The sequence below is a fragment of the Streptomyces sp. NPDC048191 genome (assembly GCF_040652655.1).
In the GTDB taxonomy this organism is placed as follows: Bacteria; Actinomycetota; Actinomycetes; order Streptomycetales; family Streptomycetaceae; genus Streptomyces.
Map to the genome: position 1 here is coordinate 1 of NZ_JBEZMO010000048.1, position 24,426 is coordinate 24,426.

At 71.3% G+C, this 24,426-nt stretch carries 24 protein-coding genes; 5 read left to right on the forward strand and 19 right to left on the reverse strand.

Annotated elements, in window-relative coordinates; all coding sequences use genetic code 11:
• Positions 1 to 54: 54 nt before the first annotated feature.
• Positions 55 to 270 (reverse strand): I78 family peptidase inhibitor, encoded by a 216-nt coding sequence (locus AB0D93_RS39250; protein WP_362130780.1) that lies wholly within the window; start codon positions 268 to 270, stop codon positions 55 to 57.
• Positions 271 to 731: 461 nt separating this feature from the next.
• On the opposite strand from AB0D93_RS39250, the gene ctaD reads away from it, so the two are divergent.
• Positions 732 to 2,426, forward strand: a complete 1,695-nt coding sequence (gene ctaD / locus AB0D93_RS39255) for a cytochrome c oxidase subunit I (RefSeq protein WP_362130784.1) — start codon at positions 732 to 734, stop codon at positions 2,424 to 2,426.
• On the opposite strand, the gene AB0D93_RS39260 is transcribed toward ctaD, so the two are convergent.
• Both AB0D93_RS39260 and AB0D93_RS39265 read right to left on the reverse strand, forming a co-directional pair.
• Positions 2,308 to 3,348 carry a YafY family protein gene (locus tag AB0D93_RS39260; protein ID WP_362130787.1) on the reverse strand — a complete coding sequence of 347 codons (1,041 nt, stop codon included), beginning with the start codon at positions 3,346 to 3,348 and terminating at the stop codon, positions 2,308 to 2,310. The genes ctaD and AB0D93_RS39260 overlap by 119 nt on opposite strands.
• 76 nt (positions 3,349 to 3,424) lie before the next feature.
• Complete coding sequence (locus AB0D93_RS39265) at positions 3,425 to 4,120, reverse strand: transglycosylase family protein (RefSeq protein ID WP_362130790.1); 696 nt, start codon at positions 4,118 to 4,120, stop codon at positions 3,425 to 3,427.
• A gap of 540 nt (positions 4,121 to 4,660) precedes the next feature.
• Between AB0D93_RS39265 and AB0D93_RS39270 the strand changes: the two genes are divergently transcribed.
• Positions 4,661 to 5,458, forward strand: coding sequence for a hypothetical protein (locus AB0D93_RS39270; RefSeq protein WP_362130793.1), 798 nt, complete (start codon positions 4,661 to 4,663; stop codon positions 5,456 to 5,458).
• Positions 5,459 to 5,522: 64 nt separating this feature from the next.
• Positions 5,523 to 5,921, forward strand: coding sequence for a hypothetical protein (locus tag AB0D93_RS39275; protein WP_362130796.1), 399 nt, complete (start codon positions 5,523 to 5,525; stop codon positions 5,919 to 5,921).
• Positions 5,922 to 5,983: 62 nt separating this feature from the next.
• Here AB0D93_RS39275 and der read toward each other — a convergent pair whose 3' ends face one another.
• The 5 genes from der to aroH form a co-directional block, all read right to left on the reverse strand.
• A complete protein-coding gene (gene der, locus AB0D93_RS39280) occupies positions 5,984 to 7,468 on the reverse strand; it encodes a ribosome biogenesis GTPase Der (protein ID WP_362130799.1) in 1,485 nt (494 codons plus the stop codon).
• A gap of 91 nt (positions 7,469 to 7,559) precedes the next feature.
• A complete protein-coding gene (locus AB0D93_RS39285) occupies positions 7,560 to 8,147 on the reverse strand; it encodes a lysophospholipid acyltransferase family protein (RefSeq protein WP_362130888.1) in 588 nt (195 codons plus the stop codon).
• Positions 8,148 to 8,209: 62 nt separating this feature from the next.
• Positions 8,210 to 8,905 (reverse strand): (d)CMP kinase, encoded by a 696-nt coding sequence (cmk, locus tag AB0D93_RS39290; protein WP_362130803.1) that lies wholly within the window; start codon positions 8,903 to 8,905, stop codon positions 8,210 to 8,212.
• Between the two features lie 103 nt (positions 8,906 to 9,008).
• A complete protein-coding gene (locus AB0D93_RS39295) occupies positions 9,009 to 10,094 on the reverse strand; it encodes a prephenate dehydrogenase (protein WP_362130806.1) in 1,086 nt (361 codons plus the stop codon).
• A complete protein-coding gene (aroH, locus tag AB0D93_RS39300; RefSeq protein ID WP_362130809.1) occupies positions 10,091 to 10,453 on the reverse strand; it encodes a chorismate mutase in 363 nt (120 codons plus the stop codon). The genes AB0D93_RS39295 and aroH overlap by 4 nt, the downstream gene beginning before the upstream one ends.
• Before the next feature lie 146 nt (positions 10,454 to 10,599).
• Here aroH and AB0D93_RS39305 point away from each other — a divergent pair, with 146 nt between their 5' ends.
• Both AB0D93_RS39305 and AB0D93_RS39310 read left to right on the forward strand, forming a co-directional pair.
• On the forward strand, positions 10,600 to 10,986 hold the full coding sequence (locus tag AB0D93_RS39305) for a Rieske (2Fe-2S) protein (protein ID WP_362130812.1): 387 nt from the start codon (positions 10,600 to 10,602) through the stop codon (positions 10,984 to 10,986).
• Between the two features lie 22 nt (positions 10,987 to 11,008).
• A complete protein-coding gene (locus tag AB0D93_RS39310) occupies positions 11,009 to 11,752 on the forward strand; it encodes a nucleotidyltransferase domain-containing protein (protein WP_362130814.1) in 744 nt (247 codons plus the stop codon).
• On the opposite strand, the gene AB0D93_RS39315 is transcribed toward AB0D93_RS39310, so the two are convergent.
• From AB0D93_RS39315 to AB0D93_RS39365, 11 genes are all read right to left on the reverse strand, one after another.
• Entirely contained in the window at positions 11,678 to 12,427 is a 750-nt protein-coding gene (locus tag AB0D93_RS39315) for a nucleotidyltransferase domain-containing protein (protein ID WP_362130817.1), read from the reverse strand. The two genes, AB0D93_RS39310 and AB0D93_RS39315, sit on opposite strands and share 75 nt — an antisense overlap.
• Positions 12,428 to 12,431: 4 nt before the next feature.
• Complete coding sequence (locus AB0D93_RS39320; RefSeq protein ID WP_362130820.1) at positions 12,432 to 13,439, reverse strand: ADP-ribosylglycohydrolase family protein; 1,008 nt, start codon at positions 13,437 to 13,439, stop codon at positions 12,432 to 12,434.
• A gap of 66 nt (positions 13,440 to 13,505) precedes the next feature.
• Entirely contained in the window at positions 13,506 to 14,570 is a 1,065-nt protein-coding gene (locus AB0D93_RS39325) for a pseudouridine synthase (RefSeq protein WP_362130822.1), read from the reverse strand.
• A 12-nt stretch (positions 14,571 to 14,582) separates the two neighbouring features.
• Complete coding sequence (scpB, locus tag AB0D93_RS39330; protein ID WP_362130824.1) at positions 14,583 to 15,230, reverse strand: SMC-Scp complex subunit ScpB; 648 nt, start codon at positions 15,228 to 15,230, stop codon at positions 14,583 to 14,585.
• The gene (locus tag AB0D93_RS39335; protein ID WP_362130827.1) at positions 15,227 to 16,384 is read right to left on the reverse strand and encodes a segregation/condensation protein A; all 1,158 of its coding nucleotides are present in this window, start codon (positions 16,382 to 16,384) and stop codon (positions 15,227 to 15,229) included. Before AB0D93_RS39335 ends, scpB begins: the two co-directional genes overlap by 4 nt.
• Before the next feature lie 18 nt (positions 16,385 to 16,402).
• A complete protein-coding gene (locus AB0D93_RS39340; RefSeq protein WP_362130830.1) occupies positions 16,403 to 16,951 on the reverse strand; it encodes a hypothetical protein in 549 nt (182 codons plus the stop codon).
• Positions 16,936 to 18,069: a ParA family protein gene (locus tag AB0D93_RS39345; protein WP_362130833.1), complete on the reverse strand. Its 1,134-nt coding sequence runs from the start codon at positions 18,067 to 18,069 to the stop codon at positions 16,936 to 16,938. The genes AB0D93_RS39340 and AB0D93_RS39345 overlap by 16 nt, the downstream gene beginning before the upstream one ends.
• 412 nt (positions 18,070 to 18,481) lie before the next feature.
• A complete protein-coding gene (gene ald, locus AB0D93_RS39350) occupies positions 18,482 to 19,606 on the reverse strand; it encodes an alanine dehydrogenase (RefSeq protein WP_362130836.1) in 1,125 nt (374 codons plus the stop codon).
• A gap of 139 nt (positions 19,607 to 19,745) precedes the next feature.
• Entirely contained in the window at positions 19,746 to 21,812 is a 2,067-nt protein-coding gene (locus AB0D93_RS39355) for a tetratricopeptide repeat protein (protein ID WP_362130839.1), read from the reverse strand.
• 164 nt (positions 21,813 to 21,976) lie between these two features.
• Complete coding sequence (locus tag AB0D93_RS39360) at positions 21,977 to 22,603, reverse strand: NUDIX hydrolase (protein ID WP_362130842.1); 627 nt, start codon at positions 22,601 to 22,603, stop codon at positions 21,977 to 21,979.
• An 82-nt stretch (positions 22,604 to 22,685) separates the two neighbouring features.
• The gene (locus AB0D93_RS39365; RefSeq protein ID WP_362130845.1) at positions 22,686 to 24,335 is read right to left on the reverse strand and encodes a CTP synthase; all 1,650 of its coding nucleotides are present in this window, start codon (positions 24,333 to 24,335) and stop codon (positions 22,686 to 22,688) included.
• Positions 24,336 to 24,426 lie beyond the last annotated feature (91 nt).

A 24,426-nucleotide genomic window follows, 5' to 3' on the forward strand; every position in this document is an offset into this window, starting at 1 on the left:
CCCTGATCCGGGAGCGGGGCCTCGTTCGTGCGCGGGGGTGGCCCGCGGAGCCCGCTAGCCCTTCCAGGCGCGGACCACTCGCCCCTCCCGCACCTCGAAGTTCAGCCGTCCCACGCGGTACTCCATGGTGATGATCGCGCCGGGCGGCAGCGACCGTACCGTCGACCACCCCCGCTGCCGGGCGAGCAGCTCGGCGTTCGCGGCGTCGAGGCCGACGTACCCTTCCGGACTGTCCTGGGGCTCCGCTGGCGGAGTGGGAATCGGTGCCATGCCGCCACGCTAGGTCGCAACCGGCGGTCACGGAAGCCGGGCACGGCCGGGTAAGAGTCCCATCCGGCTCCCGTCACACTTCTGTCACAGCTTCCCGGCCCCCGTTTCCTCGCCGTGTCATTGGCCGCTGACGCTGCGGGCGTCACACGTACGGGGGTTTCCGCAGGGCCCACCGGTGTAATCGAACGGAATTCACGTGCCTCCGGTGCAGCCCGCCGAATTACCCGGCGGAAAGTTCCGCGGCAAGGAGCCGGACGGGTCCGATGAGGTGATTTCCCGCGCAATCCGGCGCGATGCCGCCACACCTGACGCCGCATAGGAAATTCACGGATTCAGCACAAGACGGCCGTACGCCCCCTGTCGGAGCACCCGGCACCGCGAGCATCATGGCGCCAGCTCGCGGGTACGCGTGCCGCGGGCCGCAGTGCCCGGGCGCGAGGATGCGGAGGGGCGGGCGAGCGATGGGGACCGAGACCGTAGGGACCGCGGCGGGGCCGCTGCACGGCAGGAACCGGGCCGGCCGGGTGGTGGTCGACTGGCTCACCACCACCGACCACAAGAAGATCGGGCACCTGTACCTGATCACGGCGTTCGGCTTCTTCCTGGGCGGCGGGGTGATGGCGCTGCTGATGCGTGCCGAGCTGGCCCGGCCGGGGCTGCAGATCATGAGCAACGAGGAGTACAACCAGCTGTTCACGCTGCACGGCACGATCATGCTGCTGCTGTTCGCGACCCCGAGCTTCGCCGGCTTCGCCAACGAGCTGATGCCGTTGCAGATAGGCGCTCCGGACGTGGCCTTCCCGCGGCTGAACATGCTGGCGTACTGGCTGTTCGCGTTCGGCGGCCTGATCGTGCTGGGCTCGCTGCTCACCCCGGACGGGCCGGCCGACTTCGGCTGGTTCGCCTACGCGCCCCTCAACAACTCGCTGCACTCGCCCGGCATCGGCCCGGACCTGTGGATCATGGGGCTCGCGCTGTCCGGCTTCGGGACGATCCTCGGCGCGGTCAACTTCATCACCACGATCGTCGGGATGCGCGCGCCGGGCATGACGATGTTCCGGATGCCGGTCTTCACCTGGAACACGCTGTTCACGTCGATCCTGATCCTGCTGGCGTTCCCGGTGCTGGCGGCGGCGCTGCTGGTGCTGGAGGCGGACCGGCGGTTCGGGTCCCAGGTGTTCGAGGCGCAGAACGGCGGGGCGCTGCTGTGGCAGCACCTGTTCTGGTTCTTCGGGCATCCCGAGGTGTACATCATCGCGCTGCCGTTCTTCGGGATCGTCACGGAGATCATCCCCGTGTTCAGCCGTAAGCCGGTCTTCGGTTATCTGACGCTGGTCGGCGCGACGATGGCGATCACGGGACTGTCGATCGTGGTGTGGGCGCACCATATGTTCGCGACCGGCGCGGTGCTGCTGCCGTTCTTCTCCTTCATGTCGTTCCTGATCGCGGTGCCGACCGGGGTGAAGTTCTTCAACTGGACCGGCACGATGATCAAGGGCTCGCTGTCCTTCGAGACGCCGATGCTGTGGGCGACGGGCTTTCTGGTGACGTTCCTGTTCGGCGGCCTGACCGGAGTGATCCTGGCGTCACCGCCGCTCGACTTCCATGTCACGGACTCCTACTTCGTCGTCGCCCACTTCCACTACGTCGTCTTCGGCACCGTCGTCTTCGCGGTCTTCGGCGGCTTCTACTTCTGGTGGCCGAAGTTCACCGGGAAGATGCTGGACGAGCGGCTCGGGAAGATCCAGTTCTGGACGCTGTTCGTCGGCTTCCACACCACGTTCCTCGTGCAGCACTGGCTGGGCGCCGAGGGCATGCCCCGCCGGTACGCCGACTACCTGGCGGCCGACGGCTTCACCACCCTGAACACGGTCTCGTCGATCGGCTCCTTCCTGCTGGGCCTGTCGACGCTGCCGTTCCTGTACAACGTCTGGAAGACCGCCAAGTACGGCGAGAAGGTCGAGACCGACGATCCCTGGGGCTACGGCCGCTCGCTGGAGTGGGCGACCTCCTGCCCGCCGCCCCGGCACAACTTCGTCACGCTGCCCCGGATCCGCTCGGAGTCCCCGGCGTTCGACCTGCATCACCCGGAGTACGCGGAGCAGGCGCCGGGCCCCGCGCCAGAGCCGCGTCGAGCCGGTCCCGGATCCTCCTGATCTCCTCGGTCAGTCCGGCGGGCTCGATCACCTCGAAGGGGAAGCCGGTCATCATGATGTGAATGACCATCACCTCCAGGTTCGGTGCCCCGCTGCGCAGGATGCAGGCGTCCTCCCCGTCCGCCTCCAGCGTCCCGGCGGAGGGTGAGATCCGCTCGGCGGCCTCGTGCAGGGGCACCAGCAGCCGTACGGCGGAGTGCGTGGCGTACGCGCGCGTGGAGACGCCCTTCGAGACATAGGCGGCCAGATCCCCGGCGGGCGGCTCGCGCGGGGTGAAGCGGGGCCCGTGCGGGGGCCTGGGGGTGATGCGGTCGACGCGGAAGGTGCGCCAGTCCGCGCGGTCGACGTCCCAGGCGACCAGGTACCAGCGCCGCTCGGTGCACACCAGCCGGTGCGGCTCGACGGTACGGCGGCTGTCCGCGCCGTCGTGCGTGCGGTACTCGAAGCGCAGCCGCTCGGTGTCCCGGCACAGGTGGGCGAGTTCGGTGAGCAGTGCCGGGTCGACGTCGGCGGCCGGCGGGCCGCCGCGCAGCATCGGCACGGTGAAGGCGTTGAGGGCGCCCACCCGGCGGCGCAAGCGGTTCGGCAGCACCTGTTCGAGCTTGGCGAGGGCGCGTACGGAGGTCTCGCCGATGCCCTCGATGCCCTGGCCGGCGGCGGTGCGCAGGCCGACCGCCACGGCTACGGCCTCGTCGTCGTCCAGCAGCAGCGGCGGGAGTTCGGCGCCCGCACCCAGCTGGTAGCCGCCGCCGGTGCCGGGGCTGGCGTTCACCGGGTAGCCGAGTCCGCGCAGCCGGTCCACGTCGCGGCGGACGGTGCGCGGGGTGACGCCCAGCCGTTCGGCGAGTTCGGCGCCGGACCACTCGCGGTGGGCCTGGAGCAGCGAGAGCAGGCGCAGCAGGCGTGCCGAGGTCTCCAACATGGGGCCGAGTCTGGCAGGGAACGCGGACAGCCGCTGTCCTCGACGGGCAGCGGCTGTCCGCGCGAGTGCCCGGTGGTCAGAGCGCGAGGCGCTGGCCGGGCACGATCAGGTTCGGGTCGTCGCCGATGACCTTCTTGTTCGCGGCGTAGATCCGCTGCCAGGTGGTGCCGTGCCGGGCGGCGATGGCGCTCAGCGTGTCGCCCTCGCGGACGGTGTAGTCACCGCGTGAGTCGCTGCGGCCGGTGTGGGCCGCCGGGCGGTCCGGCGTCTTCGCCGGAGCGGACTTCGTCGCAGCGGACCTGGTCGGGGCGGACTTCGTCGTCGCGCTGCCCCGCGAGGCCGCGGTGCCGGAGGAACCGGTGCGGTCCGCCGCGGGAGCGGCGCCGGAGGCTCCGGCGCGTCCCGAACAGACCGGCCAGGCACCCCAGCCCTGGGCCTGCTGGACCTTGCTGGCGACGGCGATCTGCGCGCTCCTGGAGGCCTGGTCGGCCGTCGGGGCGTAGGCGGTGCCGCCGTACGCGCGCCAGGTCGAGGCGGAGAACTGGAGCCCGCCGTAGTAGCCGTTGCCGGTGTTGATGTGCCAGTTGCCGCCGCTCTCGCACTGGGCGATGCGGTCCCACACCCCGTTGTCCGCCGCGGCGGCGTTGCCGGTGGCGGCCAGCAGGCCCAGCGGGGCCAGCAGGGCGGCTCCGGCGAGCGCGGCCGCCGTACGGCCCTTGCGGGCGCCGTCGCCACGGTCGGTGCTGCGGGTGGTATCGGCACACTCGGACATGTAATTCCCTCTCCACGAACCCGGACTCCCCCAGGCGGAGCACGCCTCGCCGCGCATGAGCGCGGTTGCTCGTGCCCGCCCCGTCCGCGTGGCCGGTGCCGGCGTCGGTGCTCTGCCGGTGCCGGCCGTCGGACGTGTCCGAGCGGTGCTCGTTGCACACGGCGGAGGAATGTAGGGAGAACGGGCAGCCGGAATCAACCAACTCTCCGTCATTCCAGGCCAGTTGCCGGTTACCAACGGTATCGGCGATTTTCAGCCACCCACTACATGCCCTGATTTCCCGATTTATCGACCAACGACTGAAGCGATCTGTGACCCACTTCACCTGTTCAAGTTCCTTGACACGGCGACGAGTTGACGAGGAGTAGCGGATTCCGGACTCCTGGTGACCGTGCGCGCCGGTTGGTTCGAACCGGTTGCCCCGGGAGCGTGACTCCCACCACAGGACGCCCGTTGTCTTCTTCATGAGCCCGGAACCCCGCCGGCTCATCGGCCGGGAGCCACCCGTCCGACCCAGCACCGCATCCCGAGGGAGCCACCGTGCCGCGCATGCTCGACGTCAGCGACGCCGTACGCGCCGAGATCGGCGACGAAGAAGCCGACCGGCTGCTCGCCGGAGAGAACGCCCCGGGCAGTTACGACTGCACGTCCTGCCGCACCCCGGGCGACTCCGAGCAGGAGCGCACCAGCACCGTTCTGTTCGTCGGCGACGAGACCGCCGTCCTCGCCTTCGCCCACGCCAGCTGCCTGCCCTCGCAGGTCGTCCAGGTCACCGAGGAGCAGTTGCAGGGCGCCGTCCGGTCCATCAGCGGTGTCGGCGGTGGCGAGGCCGCCGCTGCGGGCGCGCCGCAGCGGGCCGTACCCGAGCAGGCGGTGCTCGGCGTGACCAGCGGGCTCGTCCTGATCGAGGGCGAGCTGCACCCCGCGCTCGTCGTCGAGCCGACCTCGCCGATCGTGCGGCCGGGCTCCACCGGGGCCGGCGACGACTTCCTTCCGCTGCTCATCGAGCAGGGGTTCATGCCGGTGACGGAGCTGGCAGCCGTGCCGCCGGTGCTGCACGGCTGGTCGGTGCTGCTCGCCGTGGGCCAGCTGCACGCGGTGCTGCAGCCCTCGGCGCACGGCGGGCAGCCGGTCGCCTGGTGGCAGGCGCACCAGCCGCTGCAGGTGACGGACAGCTGGCGGGCCGCCGCCAACAAGCACCAGCAGGTACTGATGTTCGCGGCGCCGGTGGGATCCATCGGGCGGCAGCCCCGGGAGGACCTGCTGCGGGAGTCCCTCGACAAGGCGGCGGCGAGCGGGAAGCTGGTCACGGCGGCGCTTCCGCTCGCGGGTACGTGACCTGTTCGCCGCGTCCCTTCGGCAGCGACCGTATCTCTTCAAAGGCAGGGTCGTTTGGACATACGTGCACACATACGACGCTCCCCCTCCCCGCCGGTCCACCTTCGTCTCCGTTCCCTCCGCCCGGTTGGCGCAGGACGGGGTCGGCGCGGCTTCTGCCACGCCCATCTACGACATGCTCTACGCGGAATGGGTCAAGACCTTCCGCACACTGCCGGGGGACCGCAGCGGGGAGGAGGGGCTGAGGTTCAGCCCGTTCGGCGAGCTGCCCGGGGGCACGGGCTCGTACGGAGGCCACCGGGCGGGGTCGTTCAGCAGCTCCTACAGCGCCTACAGCGCCGGGGCCTACAGCGCGCGGCAGCAGTCGCAGTGGCAGCGGATCGGCACGCTCGGGCGGCAGCAGGACACCGGGATGCTGCACGTCCCGGCGGCGCTGCCGCCGGGGCCGCGCCAGGGGATGTGACCGGCGTACGGTGAAGGGCGGCTCCCGGATCTCCAGGGGCCGCCCTTCGCGTCGTACCGCGGTTACTTCTTCTTCGCGCCGCGCTTCTCGCGCACCCGCACCGAGATGTGGATCGGGGTGCCCTCGAAGCCGAACTCCTCGCGCAGCCGGCGCTCGATGAAGCGCCGGTAGCCCGCCTCGATGAAGCCGGAGGCGAACAGGACGAACCGCGGGGGCTTGGTGCCGGCCTGGGTGCCGAACAGGATGCGCGGCTGCTTGCCACCCCGGATCGGGTGCGGGTGGGCCGAGACCAGCTCGCCGAGGAAGGCGTTGAGACGGCCGGTGGGCACGCGGGTCTCCCAGCCGGCGAGGGCGGTCTCGATGGCGGGGACCAGCTTCTCCATGTGGCGGCCGGTGCGCGCCGAGACGTTCACGCGCGGGGCCCAGGCGACCTGGCCCAGCTCGGTCTCGATCTCGCGCTCCAGGTAGTAGCGGCGCTCCTCGTCGAGGGTGTCCCACTTGTTGTAGGCGACGACGATCGCGCGGCCCGCCTCGACGGCCATGGTGACGATCCGCTGGTCCTGCACCGAGATGTTCTCGGAGGCGTCGATGAGGACGACCGCGACCTCGGCCTTCTCCACGGCGGCCGCCGTGCGCAGGGAGGCGTAGTAGTCGGCGCCCTGCTGCAGGTGGACGCGCTTGCGGATACCGGCGGTGTCCACGAACTTCCAGGTCACGCCGCCCAGTTCGATCAGCTCGTCGACCGGGTCACGGGTGGTGCCCGCGAGTTCGTTGACGACGACGCGCTCCTCGCCGGCCACCTTGTTCAGCAGGGAGGACTTGCCGACGTTCGGGCGGCCGATCAGGGCGATCCGGCGCGGGCCGCCGATGCCGGCCCCGCCGAACGTCGCGCGCGGCGCGTCCGGCAGCACCTCCAGGACGGCGTCCAGCATGTCACCGGTGCCACGGCCGTGCAGGGCGGAGACGGGGTGCGGCTCGCCGAGGCCGAGGCTCCACAGGTAGGCCGCGTCGGCCTCGCCGCTCGGGCCGTCCACCTTGTTGGCGCACAGCACGACGGGCTTGCCGGCCTTGCGCAACAGCCGTACGACCGCCTCGTCGGTGTCGGTCGCGCCGACCTTGGCGTCGACGACGAAGACGACCGCGTCGGCCGCCTCGATCGCGTACTCGGCCTGGGCGGCCACGGAGGCGTCGATGCCGAGGACGTCCTGCTCCCAGCCGCCGGTGTCGACGACCTTGAACCGGCGGCCCGCCCACTCGGCCTCGTAGGTGACGCGGTCCCGGGTGACGCCGGGCTTGTCCTCGACGACCGCCTCGCGGCGGCCGATGATCCGGTTCACCAGAGTCGACTTGCCGACATTCGGGCGGCCGACGACGGCGAGCACGGGCAGCGGACCGTGGCCCGCCGCCTCGATGGCGCCCTCGACGTCCTCGATGTCGAAGCCCTCTTCCGCGGCGAGCTCCATGAACTCCGCGTACTCGGCGTCGCCGAGAGCCCCGTGGTCGTACTCGTGCTCAGCCGAGTCGCCGGGCTGGATGTCGTCGTTCATGTAGTCCGTACCTCGTCGTTCTTCGTGGTGATCGGTGGAACGGGCCCTTCCGGGAGGAATCCGCGGGGCTGATCCACTACTCAAGTGTCGCCTAGCGCCCGGTCAGGCGCCTGGCGTTTTCCAGGTGGCTGGTGAGCTGCTTCTGGATGCGCTCGGTCGCCTCGTCCAGCGCCTTGCGCGTACGCCGCCCGCTGCCGTCGCCCGCGTCGAACGGGTCGCCGAAGACGACGTCGACGCGGGAGCGCAGCGGGGGCAGCGCCTTTATCAACCGTCCCGGCCTCTCCGCGCTTCCCAGTACGGCGACGGGCACGATCGGCGCCCCGCTGCGTACCGCGAAGTAGGCGAGCCCGGCGCGCAGCGAGGCGAAGTCGCCCTCGCCCCGGGTGCCCTCCGGGAAGATGCCCAGCACTCCCCCGGCCTCCAGCACGCCGAGGGCCTGGGTGATCGCGGTGCGGTCGGCGGAGGTGCGGTCCACCTTCAGCTGGCCGATCCCGGTCAGGAAGGAGCCGAGAGGGCCGATGAACGCCTCCTGCTTGATCAGGAAGTGGGTCGGCCGGGGTGCCACACCCATGACCATCGGTCCGTCGATGTTGTGGGAGTGGTTCACCGCGAAGATCACCGGGCCGGTGGCCGGCACCTTCCAGGCGCCGAGCACACGCGGCTTCCACAGGCCGCGCATCAGGCCCACGCCGATGCGCCGCCCGACCTCGGCCCCTCTGAGGGAGGGAACGGACGGCTGGGTCACTTCCCGGCCCGCTTCTCCTCGACCAGGGTGACGACGCACTCGATGACCTGGGAGAGGGTGAGCTCGGTGGTGTCCACCTCGACCGCGTCGCCGGCCTTGGCGAGGGGCGAGGTCTTCCGGGAGGAGTCGGCCGCGTCCCGCTTGATCAGCGCCTCGCGGGTGGCGTGGATGTCCGCGCCCTTCAGCTCGCCGCTGCGGCGGGCCGCGCGGGCCTCCGGGGAGGCGGTGAGGAAGATCTTCAGGTCGGCGTCGGGAAGCACGGTCGTACCGATGTCCCGGCCCTCGACCACGATGCCGTTCTCGGCGCCGGTGGCCAGCGAGCGCTGCAGCTCGGTGATCCGGGCGCGCACCTCGGGCACCGCGCTGACGGCGCTGACCTTGGAGGTGACCTCCTGGGTGCGGATCGGGCCGGCCACGTCGACGCCGTCGACCGTGATGGTCGGGCCGGCCGGGTCGGTGCCGGAGACGATCTCCGGCTTGCCCGCGACGGCGGCGATGGCGGTCGGGTCCTCCAAGTCGATGCCGTTGTTCACCATCCACCAGGTGATCGCCCGGTACTGGGCGCCGGTGTCCAGGTAGCTCAGGCCGAGCTGCGCGGCGACGGCCTTCGACGTGCTCGACTTGCCCGTGCCGGAGGGGCCGTCGATCGCGACGATCACGGGCTTGGCGGTCGGGGCGGCGCCGTTTTCCACGGAGGGACACCTTCCTGGGTGCGGTGCGGGCGGGTGCGGGGGCAGGAGCGCCCTGCACAAGGTTACTGGGTGCGGGTCACTCGTCCGGACGCCCGCCGGTGCTCTACTGCCGCAGCGCCCAGCCCCGCTCCCGCAGGGCCTCCTTCAGTACCGGTGCCGCCTTCGGCTCCACGCTGAGCTGGACGAGACCGGCCTGCTGTCCCGTCGCGTGCTCGATGCGGACGTCCTCGATGTTGACCCCGGCCCGTCCCGCGTCGGCGAAGATGCGGGCCAGCTGGCCGGGCTGGTCGTCGATGAGCACGACGACGGTCTCGTAGCTGCGCGGCGCGCTGCCGTGCTTGCCGGGTACCCGCACCTGACCCGCGTTCCCGCGGCGCAGCACGTCCTCGATGCCGGCGCTGCCCTCGCGCCGCTTGGCGTCGTCGGAGGACTGCAGGGCGCGCAGGGCCTCGACGGTCTCGCCGAGGTCCGCGGCGACGTCGGAGAGCAGGTCGGCGACCGGGCCGGGGTTCGCGGACAGGATGTCGATCCACATGCGCGGATCCGAGGCGGCGATCCGGGTCACGTCCCGGATGCCCTGTCCGCACAGCCGTACGGCGGCCTCCTCGGCGTGCTCCAGGCGCGCGGCGACCATGCTGGAGACCAGGTGGGGCATGTGGGAGACGAGGGCGACGGCGCGGTCGTGGGCGTCGGCGTCCATGACGACCGGTACGGCCCGGCAGTGCGAGACCAGCTCCAGGGCGAGGTTGAGCACCTCGGTGTCGGTGTCCCGGGTCGGGGTGAGCACCCAGGGGCGGCCCTCGAAGAGGTCCGCGGTCGCGGCCAGCGGGCCGGACTTCTCGCGGCCGGACATGGGGTGCGTGCCGATGTACGCCGACAGGTCCAGGCCGAGCGCCTGGAGCTCGCGGCGCGGACCGCCCTTGACGCTGGCCACGTCGACGTAGCCGCGGGCCACACCCCGGCGCATGGCGTCGGCGAGCACGCCGGCCACATGGGCGGGCGGGGCCGCCACGACCGCCAGGTCGACGGGGCCCTCGGGGGTCTCGTCGGTGCCGGCGCCCAGCGCGGCGGCCGTCCGGGCCTGCTCGGGGTCCTGGTCGGCGAGGTGGACGGTGACACCTCGCTGGACGAGGGCCAGGGCGGCGGAGGTGCCGATCAGGCCGGTGCCGATGACGAGTGCGGTTCTCACTGGGCGATGTCCTTGCGCAGGGCGGCCGCGGCGCCGAGGTAGACGTGGCTGACGTCGGCGCGGGGCTTGTCCGACTCGACGTGGGCGAGGATCCGCACGACCCGGGGCATGGCGCCCTCGATGTCCAGTTCCTGGGCGCAGATCAGCGGCACGTCGACGATGCCCAGCTTGCGGGCGGCGGCCGCGGGGAAGTCGCTGTGCAGGTCGGGGGTGGCCGTGAACCAGATGCTGATCAGGTCGTCGGCGGTCAGGCCGTTCCGTTCCAGGACGGCGGTGAGCAGCGCTCCGACCTGCTCGTCCATGTGCCCGGCCTCGTCCCGCTCGAGTTGGACGGCCCCCCGGACCGCTCGTACCGCCACGGCGCTGCTCCCTGCTGACATGCGGATCTGTTCTTGGTCCGTCCAGCGTAGTCAGCCCGCGCGGTCCGAGCGCACGGCGCCCGATCGCTGAGACGATGCGGAGAATCCGGAACGCACCGATTTCGACTTGTTGTACGGAGGCCGGCATGGCTGAGGGCGCGACGCGGCGCACGGTTCTGGCGACGGGTGCGGCGGCGGTCGTCGCACCCGTCGCGGCATGCGGCGGCAACGCCGGCGGAACGAGCGGCGGGGACCTGGGCAGCACCAGTGACATCCCGGAGGGCGGCGGCAAGGTCTTCACGGACCAGAAGGTGGTCGTCACCCAGCCGGAGAAGGGTGACTTCAAGGCGTTCTCGGCGATCTGCACGCACCAGGGCTGCACGGTCAACAGGGTCGCGAACGGCACCATCGACTGCCCCTGTCACGGCAGCAGGTTCCACATCGCCGACGGCTCGGTGGCTCATGGACCGGCGACCAGGCCATTGCCCGCCAAGTCGATCAAGGTGCAGGGGAATTCGATCAAACTGACGTGAGGGAGCGGCGTACGCTCCGGGCATGGAGCCCGAGACCCTGGTACGCGACCACACCGTCTACGCCTGCGTCATGGGTTCCCGGGCCTTCGGTCTGGCCACGGACACGAGCGACACCGACCGGCGGGGCGTGTTCCTCGCCCCCACTGCCCTGTTCTGGCGGTTCGAGAAGCCGCCGACGCATGTGGAGGGGCCCGGCGAGGAGCAGTTCTCCTGGGAGCTGGAACGGTTCTGCGAGCTGGCGCTGCGCGGCAACCCGAACGTTCTGGAGTGCCTGCACTCCCCGCTGGTGGAGCACCTGGACGACACCGGCCGGGAGCTGCTCGCCCTGCGCGGCGCCTTCCTCTCCCGCCGGGCCCACGACACCTTCACCCGCTATGCCCTCGGCCAGCGCAAGAAGCTCGACGCCGACGTCCGCAGGACCGGCGCCCCGCGCTGGAAGCACGCCATGCACCTGCTGCGCCTGCTGACGAGCGCCCGCGACCTGCTGCGCACCGGTGAGCTGCGGATCGACGTCGGCGACCGGCGCGAGGCGTTGCTCGCGGTGAAGCGGGGCGAGGTCGCCTGGCCGGAGGTCGAGAGATGGATGGCCCGGCTGGGGGCGGAGACGGAACAGGCCCTGCACCGTTCCCCGCTCCCGCCGGAGCCGGACCACACCCGGGTGGCCGACTTCCTGTTCCGGGTGCGCCGGGACTCAGCCCTGCAGACGGACGCGGACCACGAAGTCGTGCAGGGCGTCGTACGCGGTGGGCGCGTCGGGCAGGGCTGAGGCGGACTGGGCCTCGTCCAGCACGACGTGCAGCCGCTCCACGTCGGCCTCCACGCGCGCGTGAGGTATCGAGGCGGCGCCGTGCTCCCGCTCGGCCTTGGCGGCTATCAGTTCGGGCAGATAGCCGGGGGCGTCCAACTGCTCCAGGAGCGTGGGCAGGTGGGCCTGGACCTCGCCGCTGCGCATGAGGTGGATGCCGGTGAGCAGCACCCGGAACGTGTAGAGCAGCGGCTTCAGTTCGCCCGTCTTCTCGAACAGCCGCCACTGCGTCACCGCGAACCCCCGGTAGTGGTGGGCGTGGTGGCTGGTGAGGACGCCGGGGGCGAGCGCGGCCAGTTCCCGGTGCGTGTCCCCGGTGTGCACGACCAGCGGCGAGAGCAGCTGCTCCAGCACATAGCCGTTGCGGCGCAGCATGAGCCGGACGAACTTGCGCAGGTCGTGGGTGACGAGGTCCAGTTCGACGCCGTAGCGTACCCAGGCCCGCGAGCGGGTCTCCTCCGGCTCGCGCAGCCCGAGGAGGTCGGCCGCCGGGAGCAGATGCACGCCCCGCAGGTCCACGTCCGAGTCCTGGGAGGGGAAGCCGTACAGGTGGGCCCCGGAGACGGTCGCGAACAGCAGGGGGTCGGGCTGTTCCGCGACCACGGGCTTCAGGTCGATGTCGAGGTCGTCGATCATGGGCCTAAGCGTCCCAGAGTGCTCCCAGGGCCGACAGACCGTCCCGGTACTCGATCCGGTCGGCCCACTCCTGTGGCCAGGCCTGTGCGCCCAGCCAGGCACCCGCGAACGCGCCCGTGAGGCAGGCGATGGAGTCGGAGTCCCCGGAGGAGCAGGCGGCCCGGCGCAGGGCGGTGACGGGCTCGTCGGGAAAGAGCAGGAAGCACAGCAGCCCGGTGGCGAGCGCCTCCTCGGCGATCCAGCCCGCGCCGGTGGCCAGGCACGGGTCGGTCTCCGGGGAGACGGTCCGTACGGCCTCCTGGAGCCGGTCGAGAACGGCCAGGCACTCGTCCCAGCCGCGCGCGGCGAAGTGCTCGGGGCTCGGGTCCTGGGAGCGGGTCCACAGGTCGCCCAGCCACGTGTGGTCGTAGTGCCCGCGGTGGTCGAGGGCGTACGAGCGCAGTCGCCCGACCAGTCCGGCCGGGTCGGTGCCCTGCGCGAGCAGGTGGACGGCGTGGGCGGTGAGGTCGGAGGCGGCGAGCGCGGTGGGGTGGCCGTGGGTGAGCGCGGACTGCAACCGGGCGGCGCCGGCGCGCTGTTCGTCGCTCAGGCCCGGGGCGAGCCCGACCGGAGCGACCCGCATGTTGGCACCGCAGCCCTTGGAGCCGACCTGGCTGGCGTCCTGCCAGGCGCGGCCCTCCTCCTTGAGCAGAGCGCAGGCGGTCAGGCAGGTGTTGCCCGGGGCGCGGTTGTTGTCGGGCGAGTGGTACCAGTCCACGAACTCCTCGCGCAGCGGCCGCTCCAGCCGCTTGGGCGCGAGGTACCCGCGTTCCATGGCGGTCCTGAGCCCGCGTCCGACGGCGAGGGTCATCTGGGTGTCGTCGGAGACGAAGGCGCGCTGCGGCAGCTCCATCTCCCGCCAGGGTCCGCACTTGGCGAGGATCGAGGGCACGTCGTTGAACTCGGTCGGGAAGCCGAGGGCGTCCCCGAGGGCGAGGCCGAGCAGTGCTCCGGTGGCGGCGCGCTTGGACATAGGATCACCATCCCCCTTTATCGTCACGTTGACCATAAAGGGGGACGGTGATCCCGGCAAGGCATTTTAGAGGTCGACTTCCTTCATCAGCATCCCGACCTCGGTGTTGGACAGGCGCCGCAGCCAGCCCGACTTCTGGTCGCCGAGGGTGATCGGGCCGAAGGAGGTGCGCACCAGCTTCTCGACCGGGAAGCCCGCCTCGGCGAGCATGCGGCGGACGATGTGCTTGCGGCCCTCGTGCAGGGTCACCTCGACCAGGTAGTTCTTGCCGGTCTGCTCGACCACCCGGAAGTGGTCCGCGCGCGCGTAGCCGTCCTCCAGCTGGATGCCGTCCTTCAGGCGCTTGCCCAGGTCCCGCGGGATCGGGCCCACGATCGCGGCGAGGTAGGTCTTCTTCACGCCGTACTTGGGGTGGGTGAGACGGTGCGCCAGCTCACCGTGGTTGGTGAGCAGGATGACGCCCTCGGTCTCGGTGTCCAGCCGGCCCACGTGGAACAGCCGGGTCTCGCGGTTGGTGACGTAGTCCCCGAGGCACTGCCGCCCCTCCGGGTCCTCCATCGTCGAGACGACGCCCGCGGGCTTGTTCAGCGAGAAGAACTGGTACGACTGCGTCGCGACCGTCAGGCCGTCGACCTTGACCTCGTCCTTCTCCGGGTCGACCCGGCGGCCCTGCTCCAGCACGATCTCGCCGTTGATCTCGACCCGCGCCTGCTCGATCAGCTCCTCGCAGGCCCGCCGCGAGCCGTAGCCGGCGCGTGCGAGCACCTTCTGCAGCCGCTCGCCCTCCTGCTCGGCGCCCGGGAAGGTCTTGGGCAGCTTGACGTCCTTCTTGCCGGCGTAACGCTCGCGGTTGCGCTCCTCGGCACGTGCCTCGTACTCGCGGGAGGTTCCCGGAGCCGTCCGCCCGCCGCGCTGCTGCGCCTGCTTGGGGCCGCCCTTGGCGCCGCCGCGCGCGGAGCCGCCGCGCCCGGACTTGGGGCCGTCCTTGGTGGCGCCGGGGCCCACGTCGTAGCGGCGCTCCTCCGGGCGGGGCTTGCGGGGACGGCCCTGCCCCTGCCGGTCGTCCCTGTTGTTGCCGGCACCGCGGTGGTTACCGCGCCCGCCACTCTTTCCGCTGCCGCTGCTTCGCATCAAAGTTCCGTCTTAGTCGTCTGCGTCCTGACCGCCGGGCGCGTCGGGCGCGTCCGGGTCGAACGACGGTACGCCCTCCTGGGTCTCGGCCTCGATCGCCTCCGCCTCCGGGAGGAAGGGCGCGAGCTCCGGGAGCTCGTCCAGGCCGCGCAGGCCCATCCGCTCCAGGAAGTAGTTCGTCGTCCTGTACAGGATCGCACCTGTTTCGGGTTCCGTGCCCGCCTCCTCGACCAGACCCCGCTGCAGCAGGGTGCGCATCACGCCGTCGCAGTTGACCCCGCGCACGGCGGAGACGCGGCTGCGGCTGACCGGCTGGCGGTAGGCGACGACCGCGAGGGTCTCCAGCGCGGCCTGGGTGAGCCGGGCCGTCTGGCCGTCCAGGACGAGCCGCTCGACGGCCGGGGCGTAGGCGGCGCGGGTGTAGTAGCGCCAGCCGCCGGCGACGAACCGCAGCTCGAAGCCGCGCCCCTGCACCGTGTACTCGTCGGCCAGCTCCCGCAGCGCGTCGGCGACCTGTCGTCTGGGCCGCTCCAGCAGCTTGGCCAGGTGCTCCTCGGTCGCGGGCTCGTCCACGACCATGAGCATCGCCTCCAGGGCGGGCTTGAGGTCGAGGTCGGCGACGCCGCGCGGCCCTGCGGGCAGCTCTGTGGTCTCGCTCATGCCTTCTTGTCCTCCTCGGGCTGCTCGGCCGGCCGGTCGAACTCGTCGGTGACCATCGGTGCCGTGTCGGTGTCCCCGCCGGTCCAGCGCACCAGCAGCTCCCCGAGCGCGGCCTCCTGTTCCAGGGCGACGGCCTTCTCGCGGTACAGCTCCAGCAGGGCGAGGAACCGGGCCACGACGGTGAGGGTGTCGTCGGTGTCCTCCACCAGCGCCCGGAAGCTGGCCTCGCCCAGCTCCTTGAGCCGGGCCACCACGATCCCGGCCTGCTCCTGCACGCTGACCAGCGGGGCGTGGATGTGGTCGACGTACACCTGCGGCTTGGGCTTGGGCTGCATCGCCTTGACCGCGAGCCGGGCGAAACCCTCGGGACCGATGCTGATGACGACCTCGGGCAGCAGCTCGGCGTGGTGCGGTTCCAGACCGACGGTACGGGGCCGGCGGCGGTCCTCCTCGTCCAGGCGCGCGTTGAAGATGTCCGCGATCTGTTTGTACGCGCGGTACTGCAGCAGCCGCGCGAACAGCAGGTCCCGTGCCTCCAGCAGCGCCAGGTCGGCCTCGTCCTCGACCTCGGCGGCGGGCAGCAGCCGGGCCGCCTTCAGATCGAGCAGCGTGGCGGCGACGACCAGGAACTCCGTCGTCTGGTCCAGGTCCCAGTCGGGTCCCATGGCCCGGATGTGCGCCATGAACTCGTCGGTGACCTTGGAGAGGGCGACCTCGGTGACGTCCAGCTTGTGCTTGGAGATCAGCTGGAGGAGCAGGTCGAAGGGCCCCTCGAAGTTGGCGAGCCGGACCTTGAAGACACCGTCGCGAGGTTCGTCGGTTTCGGCCGCCGGTTCCGCCGGCGAAGGCGACACAAGGACAGCCTCGGCCTCCGCGCCGGCCCCGGTGTCAGGCGCGGCCCCGGTGTCAGGCGCGGTCCCAAACTCAGGGGCGGTCCCGGACTCAGGCGCAGCCCCGGACTCGGGGACGGCCCCGGACTCAGGCGCGGCCCCCGGCAGGGGGGCACGCTCGGATTCGGGAGCGGGGGTGTCCGCTGGAGCGGGCTCAGGCTCGGGCTGTGCCCGTTGCGGTGCGGGAGCGACCCCCGGGCCCCGCCCCAGCGCACGCCGGCGGCCGGCTCCGGCGCCGGGGAGGGGAAGGTCGTTCGAGGTCATGGCCCCCGCAGGCTACCCCTACCGTCCGCGCAGGCGTCGTACGAGGATGCTCGCGTCCCCGCGGGACTCCAGGTCGGCCAGGACGACGGCCACCGCCTCGCGGACGATCCGCCCGCGGTCCACCGCCAGCCCGTGCTCGCCCCGGAGCACCAGACGGGCGTGCTCGAGGTCCATCAGCTCCTCGGCCGAGACGTACACGGTGATCTTCTCGTCGTGGCGTTCGCGTCCACTGGGCCGCCGGTTCGCCGCCCGCCCCCGCTTGCGCGGCTGCGCGGCGCCGGAAGCGTCCTGCGCCGCCTGCCGGCGCGCCGGGCGGGTGCGGGACTCGCCGTCCTCGGCCTGCTCGGCCTCCGCGGCGACATGCTCCGCGCCCTCGCCGTCGCCGCCCTGGACCGGCACCGACTGCGGTGCGTCGTCGGCGGCGGCCACGTCGTCGCTCTCCCCCGCGGGAGCCGGCACCCGGGCCTCACCGTTGGCCGCGCGTCGGGGCGTCGACGGCTGAAGCGCCATCCCCCCTGTCGTACGGAAGAGTTCGTCGGCCCCGGGCAGACTCACTCGGCGTGACACCGGGCGAGCACCTCCCTGGCGAGCTGGCGGTAGGCGGCGGCACCGACGGAGTTGGAGGCGTAGGTGGTGATCGGCTCACCGGCGACCGTGGTCTCCGGGAAGCGGACCGTGCGCCCGATGACCGTGTGGTAGACGTGGTCGTCGAACGCCTCGACCACACGGGCGAGGACCTCGCGGCTGTGGACCGTGCGCGAGTCGTACATCGTGGCGAGGATGCCGTCCAGTTCGAGCTCGGGGTTGAGCCGCTCCTGGACCTTCTCGATGGTCTCGGTCAGCAGGGCCACACCGCGCAGGGCGAAGAACTCGCACTCCAGCGGCACGATCACCTTGTGAGCGGCCGTCAGGGCGTTGACGGTGAGCAGGCCGAGCGAGGGCTGACAGTCGATCACGATGTAGTCGTAGTCGGGCATCAGCGGCTTCAGGGCGCGCTGCAGCGTCGACTCGCGGGCCACCTCGGAGACCAGCTGGACCTCCGCGGCCGACAGGTCGATGTTGGAGGGCAGCAGGTCCATGTTGGGGACCGCCGTCTTCAGCAGGACCTCGTCCGCGGACATGCCCCGCTCCATGAGCAGGTTGTAGACCGTCAGGTCGAGTTCCATCGGGTTGACACCGAGGCCCACCGACAGCGCGCCCTGCGGGTCGAAGTCCACGAGCAGCACGCGCCGGCCGTACTCCGCGAGCGCGGCACCCAGGTTGATGGTCGACGTCGTCTTGCCGACGCCGCCCTTCTGGTTGCACATCGCGATGATCTTCGCGGGACCGTGGTCGGTCAGCGGGCCCGGGATCGGGAAGTACGGCAGCGGGCGTCCGGTCGGGCCGACGCGCTCGCGGCGCTGGCGGGCCGCGTCGGGCGCCAGCGTGGCCGCGTACTCCGGATCGGGCTCGTACTCGGCGTCGGGGTCGTAGAAGTGCCCCTCGGGCAGTTCGTCGTAGTCGGCGAAGTGGTTGTGGGGCGCGCCACTTCCGTCGCCGGCCATGGCGTTCACGTGATGGCCATCCATGCTCTGGTGTGCTGTCCCGGCCACCTGCGGACCGGAACCTTGGTGGGCTGCGAAGGTGCGCACAGCTACGGAGCCGACAGCCTCGAATCCCGCGGAGCCCTGGCCCCGTGCAGGCATTCCTGGTTGACCACCCCCGGGAGAAAATGTCGACTCATTCACAAGTCGTCTTACCTCCTTGGTGACCAGGAAACTTCTAGACAAGGTCAGCGTGGCACCATGCCGACGGTTGGCGACTCTATGGCGTGTCGGCGGTCCGCAGCAACACAATCCGCCGGACCCGGCAGGATGTGTCGGCAATGAAACATCTCGCTGTCAAGGGCGTACGGCCGTCGCACAGCAGGTTTCACCGGTGTACGAATCGGTCGAAGGGTTGCGTTCGAGGCGAGTTGACCAAGAGTCGCCAAGTGACCATACACACATCCGGCCGGACCTTGTCGGGCAAGGTCCGGCCGGGTGCGTGTGGTTGACGAGACGTGTTGACGAATCGCCTTTTACCTGATGGTGACTTAACGACTCACCAGGTCAGGGGTCAGCCGAGCAGGGAGTCCAGCTCGACGTGCTCCAGGCCGTGGGCCTCGGCGACCTCCTTGTAAACGACCTTGCCGTCATGGGTGTTGAGACCCTTGGCGAGCGCGGCGTCGCGGCGCAGCGCCTCGACCCAGCCGTTGTTGGCCAGGGAGACGATGTAGGGCAGCGTCGCGTTGGTGAGGGCGTTGGTGGAGGTGTTGGGCACCGCGCCCGGCATGTTGGCGACGCAGTAGAAGACCGAGTTGTGCACCTTGAAGGTCGGCTCGGCGTGCGTGGTCGGGCGGGAGTCCTCGAAGCAGCCGCCCTGGTCGATGGCGATGTCGACAAGGACACTTCCGGGCTTCATGCGGGCCACCAGCTCGTTGGTGACCAGCTTCGGGGCCTTGGCGCCCGGGATCAGGACCGCGCCGATGACCAGGTCGGCGTCGAGGACGGCCTTCTCCAGCTCGAAGGTGTTGGACATGATCGCCTTGACCTTCGTACCGAAGATCTTGTCGGCCTCACGCAGCTTGTTGATGTCACGGTCGAGCAGGGTCACGTCGAAGCCCATGCCGACGGCGACCTGGGTGGCGTTCCAGCCGGAGACACCGCCGCCGATGACGACGGCCTTGGCCGGGGTCACGCCCGGGACACCGCCGGGCAGCACGCCACGGCCGCCGGCCGCGCGCATCAGGTGGTAGGCACCGACCTGCGGGGCCAGCCGGCCCGCGACCTCGGACATCGGCGCGAGCAGCGGCAGCGCGCGGTTCGGCAGCTCGACGGTCTCGTAGGCGATGGCCGTGGTGCCGGACTCGATCAGCGCGTCCGTGCACTCCTTGGAGGCGGCCAGGTGCAGGTAGGTGAAGAGGATCTGGTCCTTGCGGAGGCGGTGGTACTCCTCCGCGATGGGCTCCTTGACCTTCAGCAGCAGGTCGGCGGCGGCCCAGACCTCGTCGGCGGTGCCCAGGATCCGGGCACCGGCGGCCACGTACTCGTCGTCCGTGATCGAGGAGCCGAGGCCGGCGCCGCGCTCGATGACGACCTGGTGGCCGTTGCGCACCAGCTCGTGCACACCGGCGGGGGTGATGGCCACCCGGAACTCGTTGTTCTTGACCTCGCGGGGGATGCCGACCTTCACGTCGATCACGGTCCTTGGCTCAGAGGGTATGGGGGGTGCATTACAAGACATACCCAGGCATGCAGGGGCACACCGGGAGACACCGCAGGAGAACGAGCGGCAGAGCCAGTTTAATGAAGGTGTTCCGCGTGTCTAGCCTTTCATTGCATCAATCTTCGCTGGATGCACTACGGATTTCGCAGGCATTCGCCTCCTGATCAGGCCCTGCCTCGGTGTTCTGGGTCCCCTCGTCCAGCATGCGCCCGGCCGCCGCGCGGTGCAGACGGGCGGCGGCGGGGTCGCCGAGACGCTCCAGCGTGTCGGCCAGCCGGAGCTGCACCGCGGCCTGCAACCGGACGTCGTCGGCCCGCCGCGCCCACTCCGCCGCCTCCTCACAGGTGCGCAGCGACTCCGCGAACCGCCCCGCGTACTCCTGCACCCGGGCCAGCTCGCTCAAAGCCCGTGCGTGGGCGGCGACATCGCCGCTCCTGCGGTGGCCGGCGACGGCGGCCCGCCAGTTCCGCAGGGCCTCGCCGTAGCGGCCCGCGTAGGTGTGGGCGGTGGCGATCCGGCCGTACAGCCGGGCGGCGTGGTCGCGCTCGCCCCGGGCCAGCCGCTCGGCCAGGGCCCGGCCGAACCAGTCGGCGGCCCGGTCGTAGTCCTCGAGCTCCTGGTAGGCGCCACCTACGGATTCCATTGCGCGGCCGATGGCGTACGGGTCATTTGCTCTGCGTCCGGCCTCCAGTGCCAACCGATATCGTGCGAGCGCATCCTGGGTGCGGCCGGTCTGCGCGTCCACGTCGCCCAGGTTCAACAGGGCCGCCGACTCCTCCCGGGCCAGCCCGCGCCGCTTGGCGACATCGAGGACGAGGCTGTGCACGTCGTACAGGTCGGCGGCCGCCGCCTGGGTGCCCTCGTGCGCCACCAAGGCCCTGACCAGCTGGGACAACAGCCGCCGGGCGAGATTGTCCAGCTCGCCGTCGGCCACCGCCAGACGCGCGCAGGCCAGCAGCGCGGGGCGCCGGATGCGCAGCCAGTCGGCGGCCGCCCTGGGGGTGGGGAAGCGCACCTCACGGGGCATCGCGCTCAGCTTCTCCCGGGCCTGCGGGCTGTCCGTCTCGGTGATCGCGCGGCAGGACTGCAGGAGCCGCACGGTCCGCTCCAGCATCCGGGCCCGGGCCAGCTGCAGCTCCGCCGGCCGCTCCTGGCTCTCGGCGCAGGCCCGCAGCAGCGGGTGCAGGCAGCCGGGCACGTCGTACTGGGGCAGCGGCGAGTCCACCGGGCGCAGCAGGCCGAGGGCGACGAAGTCGTCCAGGACGGCGCGGGCGGCGCTGACCGAGCAGCCGGCCAGGGCCGAGGCGGTGTGCGGGTCGATCAGGCCGGCCGGGGCGAGGGAGAGCAGTGGCAGCATCCGGGCGGCCGGGCCGGGCAGGTCACCGCGCACATGGCGGAAGACGCGGGCCGGTGCGGAGCCCTCCGTGCCGTCGTCGGCGGCGGCGTGCAGCCGTTTGGCGAGGTCGGAGACCGCGGCCTGGGGCCGGGCGGCGAGCCAGCCGCCGGCCAGGACGAGTGCGGCCGGATGGCCCTGGCAGGCCTCGACCAGGCTCTCGGCGGAGCGCGGGTCGACCGTGATGCGGACGGTGCCGGTGTAACGGGTGAGGAGTTCCACCGCGGACTTGGTGTCCAGGCCGCCCAGGGTGCAGGGCCGGACGTCCGCGATCCCGGTGAGGGGACCCGAGGAGACGGCCACCACCAGGCAGTCCGGGGCCTGCGGGAGCAGCGCGTCGACCTGCTCGGCACCGGCCGCGTCGTCCAGGAGCAGCAGGACGCGCCGGTCGGCGAGGGCGGTGCGCAGCGCCTCGGTCAGCTCGTCCTCGCCCGCGCCGGCGGGAGCCGGCAGTTCCAGCGCGGTGAGCAGCTCGCGGGCGGTGCGCTCCAGGGGGACGGGGGTGCCGTCGGGCTCGCTGAGCCGGGCCCGCAGCACGCCGTCGGGGTAACGGTCCGCGACCTGGCGTACGAGTTCCTCGGCGAGGGCGGTGCGGCCGGAGCCGGGGCGGCCCGCGATCAGGAGGACACGCGCGCGTGGCGCCTTGCGGCCGGAGAGGGTGTCCAGGCCGGCGCGCTCGATGTCGGCGCGCAGCTCCTTCAACTCCCTTGTACGGCCCAGGAAATGGTCCTCCGCGGCCCCGTGCGCCGAGCGCCGCACCCCGCCTGTGTCCACCGCCTGATCCGTCACGGGCCACACTCCCGTCCCACCGCACGCGCAAGCCCGCCGGATGTTCCACTGCGGGCGTGCAAGAGCCTAGTTCACGCTCTGCGGAGTGCCGTGACGAGCGCGACGGACGAGTCCCCTGATCGGATCAGGCGATCGTCACACCGGTACCCCGAACGGCTGCGGCTTCAGGAGCGGAAGGGCCGGGCCGGCCACGGTGCGTCGGCCGGGCGCAGGGCGTCCAGGCCGTCGCCGCCGCGGGCGGCGACCAGCGAGAGGACGCCGACGACCAGGCAGTTGTTGTGCACGTCGCCGGCCAGGACGTGGCGCACCAGCTCCTCGACCGGCACGCGCGCGTGCTGCATGTCGGTCTCCTCGTGCTCCGCCGCGAACCGCTCGCCCTCGGCCTCGGACAGGTCGCGGGCGAGGAAGATCCGAACGGCCTCGTCGCAGCCGCCGGGCGTGGTGTACACATCGGTCAGCACCCGCCAGTCCCCGGCCTTGACGTGCGCCTCCTCGTACAGCTCGCGCTGGGCGGCGTGCAGCGGGTTCTCACCGGGCACGTCGAGCAGGCCGGCCGGGATCTCCCACAGCTTGTGCCGCACCGGGTGGCGGTACTGGTTGATCAGCAGCACCCGGTCCTCCTCGTCCAGGGCGAGGACGGCGACCGAGCCGGGGTGGACCTGGTAGTCGCGGCGGGCCACCGAGCCGTCGGGCATGACCACGTCGTCCGTGCGGACGGAGGTCTTGTTGCCCACGAAGGGGGTCTCCGTCGCCCGGATCTCCCATTCCTCGGGGGTGTCCTTGATCGTCATGCCTGTCCTTCCCCACGTGCACGAGCGGCCGGGGCACGATCCCTTTGAACGAGCGCGCCCCGGCCACCGTACAACTGTTGTGTTACTTCGCGATCTTCCGCTCGACGGCGGCCTTCACCAGGCCGGCGAAGAGCGGGTGCGGGCGCGTCGGCCGCGAACGCAGCTCGGGGTGCGCCTGCGTGGCGACCAGGTAGGGGTGTACGTCGCGCGGGTACTCGACGTACTCGACGAGCTTGCCGTCGGGCGACGTGCCGGAGAACAGGATGCCGGCCTTCTTCTCCAGCTCCGCGCGGTAGGCGTTGTTCACCTCGTAGCGGTGGCGGTGCCGCTCCTCGACGTACTCCTTGCCGTCGTACACCTCGCGCACGATGGAGCCCTCGGCGAGCTTGGCCGGGTACATGCCCAGGCGCATCGTTCCGCCCATGTCGCCCTCACCGGCGACGATGTCCATCTGCTCGGCCATGGTGGAGATGACCGGGTGGGCGGTGGCCGGGTCGAACTCGGTGGAGTTGGCGTCCGTGATATCGGCCAGATTGCGGGCGGCCTCCACCACGATGCACTGCAGGCCCAGGCACAGGCCCAGCAGCGGGATCCGGTTCTCGCGGGCGTAGCGGATGGCGCCGACCTTGCCGGTCACGCCGCGCTCACCGAAGCCGCCGGGGATGCAGATGCCGTCCACGTCGGACAGCTGGGCCTTGGCACCGGCCGGGGTCTTGCAGTCGTCGGAGGTGACCCACTTGATCTTCACGCGGGCCTTGTTGGCGAAGCCGCCGGCGCGCAAGGCCTCGGTGACCGACAGGTAGGCGTCGGGCAGGTCGATGTACTTGCCGACCAGGGCGAGGGTGATCTCGTGGTCGGGGTTGTGGACGCGGTCGAGCAGGTCGTCCCAGGTCGTCCAGTCGACGTCACGGAACGGCAGGTCGAGCTTGCGGACGACGTAGGCGTCCAGGCCCTCGCCGTGCACGGTCTTCGGGATGTCGTAGATCGAGCGGGCGTCGGGACAGGCGACCACGGCGGCCTCGTCGACGTCGCACATCAGCGAGATCTTGCGCTTGATGGCGGTCGGGACCTCGCGGTCGCAGCGCAGCACGATCGCGTCGGGCTGGATACCGATGTTGCGCAGCGCGGCGACGGAGTGCTGGGTCGGCTTGGTCTTCAGCTCGCCGGAGGGACCGATGTACGGCAGGAGCGAGATGTGCACGACGAAGACGTTGTCCCGGCCGACCTCGTGGCGGACCTGGCGGACGGTCTCCAGGAACGGCAGCGACTCGATGTCGCCGACCGTGCCGCCGACCTCGGTGATGACGACGTCGACCTCGTCGGTGGCCATGCGGCGGATGCGGTGCTTGATCTCGTTGGTGATGTGCGGGATGACCTGGACCGTGTCGCCGAGGTACTCACCGCGCCGCTCCTTGGCGATCACCGTCGAGTAGACCTGGCCGGTGGTGACGTTCGCGGAGCCGTCCAGGTCGCGGTCCAGGAAGCGCTCGTAGTGGCCGATGTCCAGGTCGGTCTCGGCGCCGTCGTTGGTGACGAACACCTCACCGTGCTGGAAGGGGTTCATCGTGCCCGGGTCGACGTTCAGGTACGGGTCGAGCTTCTGCATCACGACGCGCAGGCCGCGGGCCTTGAGCAGCATGCCCAGGCTGGAGGCGGTGAGGCCCTTGCCGAGCGAGGAGGCGACACCCCCGGTGACGAAGATGTGCTTGGTCGTCGTAGATTTCGGCGGCATGGCCAAGAGGGGGCTCCCGTGGTCGCGGTCTGTCGTGCGGTACGGCCTCCGGCCCGGAGCCTGCTGTGCTCCCGGGCGGGGATGCCGTCGC

Bases quoted from the DNA above. Each gene is read 5' to 3' on its own strand.
- AB0D93_RS39250 (WP_362130780.1), bottom strand. From the start codon at position 270: ATGGCACCGATTCCCACTCCGCCAGCGGAGCCCCAGGACAGTCCGGAA.
- ctaD (WP_362130784.1), top strand. From the start codon at position 732: ATGGGGACCGAGACCGTAGGGACCGCGGCGGGGCCGCTGCACGGCAGG.
- AB0D93_RS39260 (WP_362130787.1), bottom strand. From the start codon at position 3,348: ATGTTGGAGACCTCGGCACGCCTGCTGCGCCTGCTCTCGCTGCTCCAG.
- AB0D93_RS39265 (WP_362130790.1), bottom strand. From the start codon at position 4,120: ATGTCCGAGTGTGCCGATACCACCCGCAGCACCGACCGTGGCGACGGC.
- der (WP_362130799.1), bottom strand. From the start codon at position 7,468: ATGAACGACGACATCCAGCCCGGCGACTCGGCTGAGCACGAGTACGAC.
- AB0D93_RS39285 (WP_362130888.1), bottom strand. From the start codon at position 8,147: ATGCGCGGCCTGTGGAAGCCGCGTGTGCTCGGCGCCTGGAAGGTGCCG.
- AB0D93_RS39305 (WP_362130812.1), top strand. From the start codon at position 10,600: ATGGCTGAGGGCGCGACGCGGCGCACGGTTCTGGCGACGGGTGCGGCG.
- AB0D93_RS39310 (WP_362130814.1), top strand. From the start codon at position 11,009: ATGGAGCCCGAGACCCTGGTACGCGACCACACCGTCTACGCCTGCGTC.
- AB0D93_RS39315 (WP_362130817.1), bottom strand. From the start codon at position 12,427: ATGATCGACGACCTCGACATCGACCTGAAGCCCGTGGTCGCGGAACAG.
- AB0D93_RS39320 (WP_362130820.1), bottom strand. From the start codon at position 13,439: ATGTCCAAGCGCGCCGCCACCGGAGCACTGCTCGGCCTCGCCCTCGGG.
- AB0D93_RS39325 (WP_362130822.1), bottom strand. From the start codon at position 14,570: ATGCGAAGCAGCGGCAGCGGAAAGAGTGGCGGGCGCGGTAACCACCGC.
- scpB (WP_362130824.1), bottom strand. From the start codon at position 15,230: ATGAGCGAGACCACAGAGCTGCCCGCAGGGCCGCGCGGCGTCGCCGAC.
- AB0D93_RS39335 (WP_362130827.1), bottom strand. From the start codon at position 16,384: ATGACCTCGAACGACCTTCCCCTCCCCGGCGCCGGAGCCGGCCGCCGG.
- AB0D93_RS39345 (WP_362130833.1), bottom strand. From the start codon at position 18,069: ATGCCTGCACGGGGCCAGGGCTCCGCGGGATTCGAGGCTGTCGGCTCC.
- AB0D93_RS39360 (WP_362130842.1), bottom strand. From the start codon at position 22,603: ATGACGATCAAGGACACCCCCGAGGAATGGGAGATCCGGGCGACGGAG.
- AB0D93_RS39365 (WP_362130845.1), bottom strand. From the start codon at position 24,335: ATGCCGCCGAAATCTACGACGACCAAGCACATCTTCGTCACCGGGGGT.